The sequence below is a fragment of the Paenarthrobacter sp. NPDC089988 genome (assembly GCF_044748465.1).
GTDB lineage: Bacteria > Actinomycetota > Actinomycetes > Actinomycetales > Micrococcaceae > Arthrobacter.
In genome coordinates this window covers 145,085-155,791 of record NZ_JBIVGD010000014.1, presented here as the reverse complement: position 1 = coordinate 155,791, position 10,707 = coordinate 145,085, and the positions used below count along the sequence as shown (strand labels likewise).

Below are 10,707 nucleotides of genomic sequence, written 5' to 3'. Positions count from 1 at the left end.
ATGGCAGCAGCAGCCATCATGATCGCCATGATGACCAACCACACCACCCCCACCCAAACAACAACAACCCCGGCAGCAGCCCACACCCACCACGCAACCCCGGCCACCGGAACCGGCACCGCATCGGTCTTCCACAACACCCCCGCCCTGGCCACCCTCCTCACCATCGCCTTCGCCGCCGCAGCCACCACCTTCCTCATCCTCCTCCTACGCCACCGCACCCAAACCACCCACACCAACACCCACCACCCCACAAACACCCGCACCGAACACGGCCTCGAAGCCGCCGGCGCCACCACCATGGCCCTCATGTTCGCCACCATGACCACCTAAAACCGCCGGCCACCCAAAACCACCGGCTGATCAACACGTAGCGCCCACCCTAAAGAGTGGTTAAAACCATCCCGAATTAGCGTTTCCGGAACATGGCCCGGGACGGACGATGGATGCTAAGCCCCTGAAGCATCCCGGAGGCTGGAAGCGAAACCTACCGACCCCTCTTCTGGAAAGGCAGTCCGATGCAAACCTCAGATACGTGTCTTGCAACGTGGATGGGCCGGGAGGCCCTTGCTGAAGCGATGATTCCGGTGATTGGCCGGCTCTACCGCGAAAACAACGTGGTGACCAGCATCCACGGCCGCAGCCTGGTGAACAAGTCCACCATGAGCATCCTCAAGGCCCACCGCTTTGCCCGCCGGATCAGCAAGGAAGAGCTCCTTCTCGAAGAGACTGCTCCCCTGCTCAATGCCTTGGCGGAATTGCAGCTCGGCTCGGCAGCCATCGACATTGCCCGCCTGAACCAGAAGTACAAAGAGAAGGGCAACGGAGCCTCCCTCGAGGACTTCCTTCGGACCGAACTGGCTGGAGTGGTGGGCAAGCAGGGCATCAACGCCGGCGCCAGCACCGACGTCGTACTTTATGGTTTTGGCCGCATTGGGCGTCTGCTGACGCGCATCCTTGTGGAGCAGGCCGGTGGCGGCCACGGCCTGCGGCTCCGTGCGATCGTTGTCCGCAAAGGCGCGGACAACGATCTCACCAAGCGTGCCAGCCTGCTGCGCCGCGACTCGGTCCACGGATCTTTTGAGGGCTCCATCAAGGTGGACGCCGAGGCCAACACCATCACCGCCAACGGCGTCCGGATCCAGGTGATCTATTCGGATAATCCGGCCACCATCGACTACACCGCGTACGGCATCAAGGATGCGCTGATCGTGGACAACACCGGCCGCTGGCGGGATGCCGAAGGGCTCTCGCAGCACCTGCTCAGCAAGGGCGCGGGCCGGGTCCTGCTGACCGCACCGGGCAAGGGCGATCTCAAGAACATCGTGCACGGCATCAACCACGGTGACATCACTGACCAGGACCGGATTGTCACGGCCGCATCCTGCACCACGAATGCCATCACGCCGATCCTGCAGGCCATCAATGACAAGTACGGTGTCATCCACGGGCACGTGGAAACCGTGCACTCGTTCACCAATGACCAGAACCTCATTGACAACTTCCACAAGGGCGATCGTCGTGGCCGCTCCGCAGCCCTGAACATGGTGATCACCGAGACGGGTGCCGCCAAGGCCGTGGCCAAGGCTCTGCCGGAGCTGCAGGGCAAGCTGACGGGCAGCTCCATCCGGGTTCCCACGCCTGACGTTTCCATGGCCATCCTGAACCTGAACCTGGAACGCGGCACTACCAAGGACGAGGTCAATACCTACCTGCGCGAGATGGCCCTGCATTCGGATCTGCGGCAGCAGATCGATTACATGGATTCGCCGGAAGTGGTCTCCACCGATTTCGTCGGTTCCCGCCACACCGGGATCGTCGATGGCCTGGCCACCATTTCCACTGACAAGAACCTGGTCCTCTACGTCTGGTACGACAACGAGTTCGGCTACAGCTGCCAGGTGGTCCGCGTCATGGAAGAGATGGCAGGCGTGAACCGGCCGTCGTTCCCCGCGGCGAATGTGGTGGAAGAAGCCATGTCGGTGCTGGCCGCCGTCGGCTCCTAGAACCTGTCCCTCATACGCAAAGCGAGCCGAAGCATGAAGATTGGAATCCTGACCAGCGGTGGCGACTGCCCCGGATTGAATGCAGTGATCCGGGGCGCGGTCCTCAAGGGCATCGCCATCCAGGGGCACGAATTCGTGGGATTCCGCGACGGCTGGCGCGGGGTGGTGGAGGGGGATGTCATTGATATCCCCCGCGCCATGGTCCGGGGCATCGCCAAGCAAGGCGGCACCATCCTTGGCACTTCGCGCACCAATCCGTTCGAAAACGGCGGCGGCCCGGAGGTCATCAAGGCCCACATGGAGAGGCTGGGCATCGACGCGATCATTGCGATCGGCGGCGAAGGCACCCTCGCTGCAGCGAAGCGCCTAACGGACGCCGGACTGAAGATCGTGGGCGTGCCCAAGACCGTCGACAACGATCTCGACGCCACCGACTACAGCTTTGGTTTCGATACCGCCGTGCACATTGCCACCGAAGCCATGGACCGGCTGCGGACCACGGGCGAGTCCCACCATCGCTGCATGATCGCAGAGGTCATGGGGCGCCACGTCGGCTGGATCGCTCTGCACGCAGGCATGGCCGCCGGCGCGCATGCCATCCTGATTCCCGAGCAGAAAGTCAGCGTGGAGCAGGTCGGCCAGTGGGTCAAAGAGGCCCACGCCCGCGGCCGCGCACCGCTGGTGGTGGTGGCCGAGGGCTTCGTTCCCGACCACCTCGAAACGCCGCACTCGGAGCGCGGCCTGGACACGTTCGGCCGTCCCCGGATGGGCGGCATCGCGGACCAGCTGGCCCCGGAGATCGAGGCCCTGACCGGAATCGAAACCCGGACCACCATCCTGGGCCACATCCAGCGCGGCGGCGTCCCCTCCGCGTTCGACCGCGTCCTGGCCACCCGTTTGGGCATGGCCGCCGTTCATTCGGTGGTGGAAGGCCGCTGGGGATCCATGGTGGCCCTGAAGGGCACGGATATCCGCCAGGTCGGCTTCGACGAGGCCCTCGGCAAACTCAAGGTGGTGCCGCAGCACCGCTATGAGGAGGCTGCGGTGCTGTTCGGCTAGCCCTCGATCTTCACAACGGAAACCTCGACGACGGCAGCTGGCTCCTGGAGGCAGGTCCTGATTGCTTCGGCTACTTTCCGGGCCACGGCCGGAGCGGGGTGGCTCGCCTCAACACCGATACGTACTTTGACGGAGACCCCGTCCGGATTTTCCGAAAGGCCCACCAAGGGCTGGGCCTCCCCCGTCACTGCCTGGATGGCAGCACCGGCGAGTGATTGCCACAACGGCCGCGCGGGGAACAGCGCGCTGACACCTTCCACGGCTTGGACAACCTGCGTCAGTTCCTCGGCGAGCGCACGTGCCACTGGTTCCGTCATGACTGCTCCTCGCGCGGGTTCCCGAAATCCGGGCCTGGGTCCAGGACGTCGGTGATGGTCACGTCGATGCCGGTGATGTTCATTTCGGTCTGCGTCCGCAGTGCCTCTGCCAAGGCTTCGCGGACCTGGGTTGCCCGTTCCTCAAGGTGGTGGCCGTACACCACCGCAATGTCCACGGTGACGGTAATTTCAGCCTCCGGATCCGTCACGTCGCCCAGGAGGTGGCATTTCCCTGCGGCCGTGCCAGGAATGGCGTCCACCACGGATCGAATGAGCGCGGTCACCGCACCTTCAGTCTCCGACAGGACATCCGCCGGGTTGTCCGAAGTCAGGGGGATGGTCCGGCCTGGCCGAAGCTCAAGGCGCAGGTTGGACAGGATGGACTGCATCCAGTCGTCGGCTCCAGAGCCTGCCTCGGCTACGTCGGCATGGACCAGTTCGCCTGCGAAGCCGGACAAGCGGCGGAGGGTGGCCAAACCTGATTGGCATTCCGGGCACGTCTCCAGATGTGCTGGGTCGCTGAAAGCGCCGGTGTCCAGGTAGGAGCTCAACTCCGCCAAGGAATGACCGCATTCCAGCGTGTCGGGGGACGTGCTCATCGCCATTCCTCCATTCTCCGTGCAAGGGTGACGCGTGCCCGGGCGAGCCGGCCACGGACGCTGGCAGGACTGATCTTCAAGGTCTCGGCGATCTCCTCGTAGCTTTGGTCATTGAATTCCTTGAGGACCCAGCAGCGTCGTTGTTCCTCGGGCAGTTCGGCGAGGGCTGCTTTCAGGGCCTCCACGCCGGAACCGTTAAGTGCTGCCGGCTCCGGATCCTGCGGGCTGGGGTGCGGCGTCTGGGGCTCGGACGTTTCCAAGGGTGCGTGGTTCCTGCGCTTGCGCAGGTAGTCGACGCCCCGGCTGCCGACGATCCTAAGCAACCAACTCCTCACTGTGGCAGGGTCCCGCAGGTTTTCCAGTTGCTTCCACGCCTGGACCAAGGATTCCTGGACCACGTCGTCAGCATCGGCCCAGGATCCGGTGAGTCGGCGGGCGCTGGCCCGCATCAGTGGTCCATGCCTGCGGGCCAAGGCCTCAAAAGCTGCCGTGTCACCATCGGCGGCCCGTCCGGCAAGAATGGCGTCCGGAACCAGGTCCAACGGATGCTGGGCCCGTTGTGCGTTTGTCACGCAACTCCTTCCCTCCCTGGCTTCCGCGAAGCCCGGGGAGGCTTCGCGATAACCCTTGAAACGTCATGTGGTCCGCCGGCTTTTGGCCAGGCTGCTCCTGCCACCGCTGGTGATTCGCACCAGCACCGGCATCGGATTGCCCATCCAGCCATCGATTTCCTTGACCAACTCCTCGACTGTGTCCGCCAGTTCCCGCGGAGATGCTCCTTGCCTGGCTTCGATCGCCAACCGCAGCATGGTTCCACGCCGCGATTCCCAGGCCGATACCGACGTCGAGAGTACTTGCCTGTGGTCCGCGAGTGCTTCCTGGACTGCGAACGAAACCAGGCCGGAGTCAATGACCGTGGTTCCATCAGTGCCTTCCGATTGCCTGCCCATCACCGGGGTATGTCCACCGCCTTGGCGCGAAATCCATGCCAAGCACAGGGCGGCGCAGAAGAGCAGCACGGCGATCCCTGCCACCAGCCACCAACTACGGAGGGGTCCGGCCAGCGGCGCGGACTCCAGGAGCCGGCGTGCCTCCTCGGTGACGTGCGAGACCGTTGAAGTCCACGTCGTTGCAGCGGAGGGCAAGAGGCCGGCCGCGAAAACCGCGGCTCCCAGAATCACCAGGAGCAGCCCAACAACCGCCAGAACCAGCCGGTTCAGTGCCCTGTTAGTGTTCCTCATTGGCCAACCGCCCCTTCGTCCACTACGCGCACCGATGACGAAACCCGCCGCTTCAGTCCCAAGGCGGCCAGTTCGCCGTCGACCGCTGCTCTCAGTACCTCCGCTTCCAGTGGAACGCCCGACGTCGGACGCACCACCACCCGCACTGAACGGGCACCTACGGTGGTGGTCACCTGTCCGGGCGAGAGTCCCGCTTCCAGCCGGCACCGCCGGGACAAGGCCGCCGCAATGAGTTGGTCATCGACGACGACGGCGCTGCGGTCGCTGCCGAGGGACCGCCGGGCTTTCCGTCCGGGGGCTGCGGCAGCGACCAGGGCCAGCACGCCCAGCAGTGCAACCCCAACCCCGGACGCCCCCAAGGCGCCCGGGATGGTTGTTGAGGGGAGGTGGGCCAACCAGTCCCCGATCCGGGGAGGATCCGCCAGCAAGGGCCGGTCCCCGAGAATCCACAGGACCGTTTCTGCCGCGGCCCAGAGAAGCGCCACCGCGAGCAACGCTGCCACGACGATGGATACCAGCGCCCTGGATGAATGGGTTTCCCTGCGCGTCAACCTCTTGATGGTTCGGACGTGACTCATTGAACCCTTCCTTCCGGCTTCGCGGCACGCTTGGCAGCCGTGAGCCTGATGTCCACCCTGCCCAGCCGCCTCCCTGTGAGGGCGAAGCCCCGAACCGCAATGGCCGTCCGTGCGCGCTGGGCCTGCTCGAAGACCGTGGGACCTCCCTGCCTGCCCCGAAGCGGTGGCGGTGCCAGCTTCACTGTCACTTTCACGCCCAAGAGCCCCCGGTCATCCTCCAGGTCGGCGCCCACGGCACCGGGGCTGACGTGGAAAGCCTGTGCTGTGACGGCCTCCAGCGTTTTGCGGAGCGCCGCGTGGGTGATCCTGGTGTGGCCCGCGCGGACGCCGGTCACGGTCCCGGTCCCGCCGCTCATGATGAGGAGCGTTTGCCGCGCAGCGCGTCCATCACTCCGGCGAGGTCAAGCCTTCCCTCGGCCATCCTGCCCACGGCAGCGCCCACTGCCATGAACAGGGCCGTGACCAGGAAACCCCAGAAGCCGAAGGACAAGGCCACTACCGCCAGGACGGCGCCTGCCGCGAGACCGGTTACCGTGGGGCTCACGCGACCCTCGGCTCATGGTCGGCGCCATCCGAGTCGTCGTCGCTCGGCACGTGGATGTCCGTAATGGTGATGTTGACCTCGGTGACTTCCATCCCCACAAGGTCCTCGATTGCGGTGTATACGGCGTCCCGCGCGTTGTCCGCCACGTCCTGGAGGGGATGCGGGTATTCGACAACAAGCGTGACGTCTACTGCCACTTGGGTTTGGCCGACCTCGACGCTGACTCCCTGTGTCAGGTCCTTCTGGCCGACTTTCTCGCGCAGTGTGCCGATGGCTCGGGCTGCGCCGCCACCCAAGGCGTGGACGCCGTCGATCTCCTGGATGGCGATGCCGGCAATCTTGGCTACTACGCCATCAGCAACGGTGGTGAGCCCGCGGCCGTCCTTGCCTTTGAACTGGGGTGCTTTGGCTGCGGACTCCTTGGCGTTCTTGGCGGGGACGTCTGCCGGGGTGTGCGTCTGGATGGTCATGGCACTTCACTCCTCGTGTTCGTGGGCGCCTGTATGCGCCGTCATAAGGAAGACGAGGCTGAAGGCCGGTTCCTCACGCTCAAATTTATGTGATGTGCATCACTATTGGCGCACGACGGCGGCGCTCACCCCGTGTGGGCGGTCACCAAGGGATCGGGGTGCTCCGCGTGGATGCCGGCCGCCCTTTCCACAGGGAGTCCGTTCCTGATCCAGTACTCGATCCCACCAATCATTTCCTTCACCGAATATCCCAGTTCCGCGAAGGCGAGCGCCGCGAACGTACTGCCATTGCATCCCGGGCCCCAGGAGTACACCACCACCTGCGATCCGGCCGGAACCAGGCCGCCTGCGAGCTCGGCAATCTGCGCGGTAGGGATATGTACCGCTCCGGGAATATGTCCGTGGTCCCACGATGACTGCCGGCGGGTGTCCACCACCACCAAGGATCCCGGCTCGGCGTCGGCCACGTCCATGACGTCGATTTCGAGTTCCAGCTTGGCCCGGAAGTACGCTGCCGGATCAAGGTTCATTGTGAGCCCACCCCCAATGCCGTCCGGACGGTGGCCCCGCCCTCCACTTCGTCCGGACGATGAGTTCCGGGCGTCCTTGCCTTCAGTAGTCACTAGGTTTCCTATCCCGCTATGGCGCATTGTTCGGCCCCGTAGTCGCGTTTCCAGCTTTGCACCGGACCTCGGCAGCCACACGCCGCGGCGAGTCCACGCATTCGGTCCAGATGTTGGCTTGGACCTCTTGCATCGGAGGTCACCACGATACCCCCTGGGGGTACTTGCGTCCATACCCCCCATGGGTATAGTTTGGGTTCGTGAGCACGGTAGACCTGAACCTCGGGAACCCGAACCTGCCGACCGTTGAGGTTGAGCTGGAGACAGCAACTCCGCACGGCTATACCAGCAACAAAGACGCATACCTCCGCCGCCTCAAACGGATTGAAGGCCAAGTCCGCGGCATTGCCCGGATGGTCGAGGAGGACAAGTACTGCATCGACATCCTCACCCAGGTGGCTGCCGCCACCAAGGCGCTGCACGCGGTGAGCCTGGGCCTCGTCGAAGAGCACATCGGCCATTGCGTGGTCGGTGCCGCCTCCGAGCCGGATCCGGATGCACGCGCCGAACAGATCGACGCCAAAGTCAAGGAGGCCACCGATGCCATCGGGCGCCTGCTGCGGTAATCCCTCAAGCACACACCACGCCATTCAACTCACCACCAAGGAGCGCATCATGAGCCAAACCATCACCACCAACGTCAACGTTTCGGGCATGACGTGCGGGCATTGCATCTCCAGCGTGAGTGAAGAACTGGAGGCCCTCAGCGGCGTCGAAGAGGTCTCGGTAGACCTCAACCCCGGCGGCCTGTCCACCGTGACCATCACTTCCACCAGCGAACTCTCGCCGTCCGAAATTGGCGAGGCTGTCGCAGAAGCGGGCTACGTGGTGGTAGCCAACGAAGCCTAGGAGTTCTTTTGACCAACCAGGAGATCTTCAACCAGCCCGAAACCCGGGTGGTTGAACTCGACATTGAGGGCATGACCTGTGCCTCATGCGTCAATCGAGTGGAACGGAAACTCGGCAAGCTTGAAGGCGTCGAGGCCACCGTCAACCTTCCCCTGGAATCTGCCCATGTCACCGTCCCGTCGACCGTCACGGATCAGCAACTCGTAGATACGGTCAACGCCACGGGCTACAAGGCCACAGTCCGCCAACCCCCTGCCGCGCATGCCCATCACCACGCCGAGCACCCGGATCACGACGCCAGCGAGCATGCAGAGCATGCCGCCCACGGCGACGACTCCGGCGAACACGAAAACCACATGGACCACGGTCCTGCCGCCTCGATTCTGCGGCCACGGCTGTACTTGGCAGCGATCCTTACGGTCCCCGTTTTCGCCATCTCGATGATTCCCGCCTTCCAGTTCCCCAACTGGGGCTGGGTCGCTGCCGCGCTGGCCTTGCCAGTCGTGAGCTGGGCTGCATGGCCGTTCCATCGTGCCGCAGCCGTCAACGCACGGCACTTCGCCTCCACCATGGACACACTGGTCTCCATCGGCGTGATCGCGGCCTATACTTACTCCGCCTGGCAGTTGTTGGCGGATCCACGGATAACCGAGCACCCAGGCATGGAAGGCATGTCCGGCGGGCTCTACTTCGAAGTCGCCGCTGTCGTCACCACGTTCCTTCTCCTGGGCCGTTACCTTGAGGCGAATGCCAAGGCCAAGGCTGGCAACGCACTGAAGGCCCTGCTGAACCTCGGCGCGAAGGAAGCCACGGTCTTGGTGGACGGACGGGAGCAGAAGATACCCGCTGACCAACTGCTGGTTGACGACGTTTTTGTCGTCCGCCCCGGAGAAAAGATCGCCACGGATGGCGTGGTCACGGAAGGTGCATCCGCCGTCGATGCTTCCCTGGTCACCGGCGAGTCAGTCCCGGTCGAAGTCGGCACGGGCAGCCAAGTTACCGGTGCCACGATCAATACCTCCGGCCGCCTGCTCGTACGTGCCACCCGGGTTGGCGCAGACACCACACTTGCCCAAATGGGTCGTTTGGTCAGCCAAGCGCAAACCGGGAAGGCACCCATCGCCCGGCTGGCTGACCGCATCAGCGCGGTGTTCGTGCCGATCGTCCTGATCATCGCGTTCATCACGTTCGTGCTGTGGCTGTTCTTCTCCGGCGATCTCAACGCATCCTTCACGGCCGCCGTGGCCGTACTGGTGATCGCCTGCCCCTGTGCGCTCGGCCTGGCCACACCTGTAGGACTCCTCACGGGCACCGGCCGCGGTGCGCAGCTCGGCATCCTCATCAAGGGCCCGCAGGTCCTCGAGGACACGAGGCACGTGGATACCATCCTCCTGGACAAGACCGGCACGGTCACCAGCGGCAAACTCGCCGTGGACGGCACGGTCGCGCTTAACGGACATACGTCACAGGATGTCCTCACGCTGGCCGGCGCCGTTGAGGCGGCCTCGGAACACCCCATCGCGCATGCCATTGCCGCCGCAGCGATGGACGCACTGCCCGACGCCGGAAATTTGCCCTCGGTGGGGGACTTCAGTTCGGCACCGGGCGGCGGAGTCCGGGGAACGGTTGTCCTGAACGGCACCTCCCGAAACGTCGTAGTTGGGCGTTCCGGTTGGCTTGAAGAAAACGGCGTAGGCCTGGATGCCTCGCACAAGGCAGCCCTCGGAGAACAGGAAAACGGCGGGGCGACAGCCATTTGGGTTGCCGTCGACGGGCTTCCTGCAGGAATCGTCAGCCTGCGCGATACCATCAAGCCCGGATCGGCCGATGCGATCAGGAAACTGAAGGAACTCGGCATCCGTCCCATGCTCCTAACTGGAGACAATGCCGCCGTCGCAGCCCAGGTGGCTGCCGTCGTCGGAATTTCACCCGACGACGTCTTCGCCGGGGTCTTGCCCGAAGGCAAGGTTGAGGCGGTGCGGAAGCTGCAGGAGAAGGGCGCGACCGTTGCCATGGCGGGCGATGGCGTGAATGACGCCGCTGCCCTGGCACAGTCCGATCTGGGAATCGCCATGGGATCCGGTACGGACGTTGCGATCGAAGCCTCGGACCTGACGGTGATGGGCAGCGACCTGAATCAACTGGTCCAAGCGATCGAGCTGTCACGCAAGACGCTGTCCACCATCAAGACCAACTTGTTCTGGGCCTTCTTCTACAACGCGATCGGAATCCCGGTGGCCGCGCTAGGTCTCCTCAACCCGATGATCGCGGGTGCAGCGATGGCGGCGAGTTCGGTGCTGGTTGTCGCCAACTCGCTGAGGCTCCGCTCCTTCGGCAAATAGCCACGACTGACTGTCAGTTGTTGTTGTTCTGAGCCCCCAAAACAACAACTGCCAGCTACTTGGGGATACCGAGGCTTGG

Annotated in this window: 15 protein-coding genes; 6 read left to right on the top strand and 9 right to left on the bottom strand. The window is 64.1% G+C overall.

Annotated elements, in window-relative coordinates; genetic code table 11:
- The 3 genes from ACIPV6_RS16960 to ACIPV6_RS16950 form a co-directional block, all read left to right on the top strand.
- Positions 1-333: hypothetical protein (locus ACIPV6_RS16960; protein ID WP_400271988.1), on the top strand; the 333-nt coding region annotated here is incomplete at its 5' end.
- A gap of 185 nt (positions 334-518) precedes the next feature.
- Positions 519-2,006, top strand: a complete 1,488-nt coding sequence (locus ACIPV6_RS16955; protein ID WP_400271987.1) for a glyceraldehyde-3-phosphate dehydrogenase — start codon at positions 519-521, stop codon at positions 2,004-2,006.
- 33 nt (positions 2,007-2,039) lie between these two features.
- Positions 2,040-3,065: an ATP-dependent 6-phosphofructokinase gene (locus ACIPV6_RS16950; protein WP_400271986.1), complete on the top strand. Its 1,026-nt coding sequence runs from the start codon at positions 2,040-2,042 to the stop codon at positions 3,063-3,065.
- On the opposite strand, the gene ACIPV6_RS16945 is transcribed toward ACIPV6_RS16950, so the two are convergent.
- The 9 genes from ACIPV6_RS16945 to ACIPV6_RS16905 all read right to left on the bottom strand — a co-directional run bounded on the left by ACIPV6_RS16945 (position 3,062) and on the right by ACIPV6_RS16905 (position 7,344).
- On the bottom strand, positions 3,062-3,382 hold the full coding sequence (locus ACIPV6_RS16945; RefSeq protein ID WP_400271985.1) for a hypothetical protein: 321 nt from the start codon (positions 3,380-3,382) through the stop codon (positions 3,062-3,064). The two genes, ACIPV6_RS16950 and ACIPV6_RS16945, sit on opposite strands and share 4 nt — an antisense overlap.
- Entirely contained in the window at positions 3,379-3,981 is a 603-nt protein-coding gene (locus tag ACIPV6_RS16940) for an Asp23/Gls24 family envelope stress response protein (protein ID WP_400271984.1), read from the bottom strand. The genes ACIPV6_RS16945 and ACIPV6_RS16940 overlap by 4 nt, the downstream gene beginning before the upstream one ends.
- The gene (locus ACIPV6_RS16935) at positions 3,978-4,553 is read right to left on the bottom strand and encodes an RNA polymerase sigma factor (protein ID WP_400271983.1); all 576 of its coding nucleotides are present in this window, start codon (positions 4,551-4,553) and stop codon (positions 3,978-3,980) included. The genes ACIPV6_RS16940 and ACIPV6_RS16935 overlap by 4 nt, the downstream gene beginning before the upstream one ends.
- Before the next feature lie 63 nt (positions 4,554-4,616).
- Positions 4,617-5,222, bottom strand: a complete 606-nt coding sequence (locus ACIPV6_RS16930; protein ID WP_400271982.1) for a hypothetical protein — start codon at positions 5,220-5,222, stop codon at positions 4,617-4,619.
- The gene (locus ACIPV6_RS16925; protein WP_400271981.1) at positions 5,219-5,800 is read right to left on the bottom strand and encodes a hypothetical protein; all 582 of its coding nucleotides are present in this window, start codon (positions 5,798-5,800) and stop codon (positions 5,219-5,221) included. The genes ACIPV6_RS16930 and ACIPV6_RS16925 overlap by 4 nt, the downstream gene beginning before the upstream one ends.
- Positions 5,797-6,156: a hypothetical protein gene (locus ACIPV6_RS16920; protein WP_400271980.1), complete on the bottom strand. Its 360-nt coding sequence runs from the start codon at positions 6,154-6,156 to the stop codon at positions 5,797-5,799. Before ACIPV6_RS16920 ends, ACIPV6_RS16925 begins: the two co-directional genes overlap by 4 nt.
- Positions 6,153-6,344, bottom strand: a complete 192-nt coding sequence (locus ACIPV6_RS16915; protein WP_400271979.1) for a DUF2273 domain-containing protein — start codon at positions 6,342-6,344, stop codon at positions 6,153-6,155. The genes ACIPV6_RS16920 and ACIPV6_RS16915 overlap by 4 nt, the downstream gene beginning before the upstream one ends.
- Positions 6,341-6,814 carry an Asp23/Gls24 family envelope stress response protein gene (locus ACIPV6_RS16910; RefSeq protein ID WP_400271978.1) on the bottom strand — a complete coding sequence of 158 codons (474 nt, stop codon included), beginning with the start codon at positions 6,812-6,814 and terminating at the stop codon, positions 6,341-6,343. The genes ACIPV6_RS16915 and ACIPV6_RS16910 overlap by 4 nt, the downstream gene beginning before the upstream one ends.
- A 125-nt stretch (positions 6,815-6,939) precedes the next feature.
- A complete protein-coding gene (locus ACIPV6_RS16905) occupies positions 6,940-7,344 on the bottom strand; it encodes a rhodanese-like domain-containing protein (protein ID WP_400271994.1) in 405 nt (134 codons plus the stop codon).
- Between the two features lie 293 nt (positions 7,345-7,637).
- Here ACIPV6_RS16905 and ACIPV6_RS16900 point away from each other — a divergent pair, with 293 nt between their 5' ends.
- Genes ACIPV6_RS16900 through ACIPV6_RS16890 form a run of 3 tightly spaced genes read left to right on the top strand, consistent with a single transcriptional unit; the run spans position 7,638 to position 10,628 of the window.
- Positions 7,638-8,003 (top strand): metal-sensitive transcriptional regulator, encoded by a 366-nt coding sequence (locus ACIPV6_RS16900; protein WP_400271977.1) that lies wholly within the window; start codon positions 7,638-7,640, stop codon positions 8,001-8,003.
- A gap of 49 nt (positions 8,004-8,052) precedes the next feature.
- On the top strand, positions 8,053-8,286 hold the full coding sequence (locus tag ACIPV6_RS16895; RefSeq protein WP_397324105.1) for a heavy-metal-associated domain-containing protein: 234 nt from the start codon (positions 8,053-8,055) through the stop codon (positions 8,284-8,286).
- 8 nt (positions 8,287-8,294) lie between these two features.
- Complete coding sequence (locus tag ACIPV6_RS16890; protein ID WP_400271976.1) at positions 8,295-10,628, top strand: heavy metal translocating P-type ATPase; 2,334 nt, start codon at positions 8,295-8,297, stop codon at positions 10,626-10,628.
- The last annotated feature ends 79 nt before the right edge of the window (positions 10,629-10,707 follow it).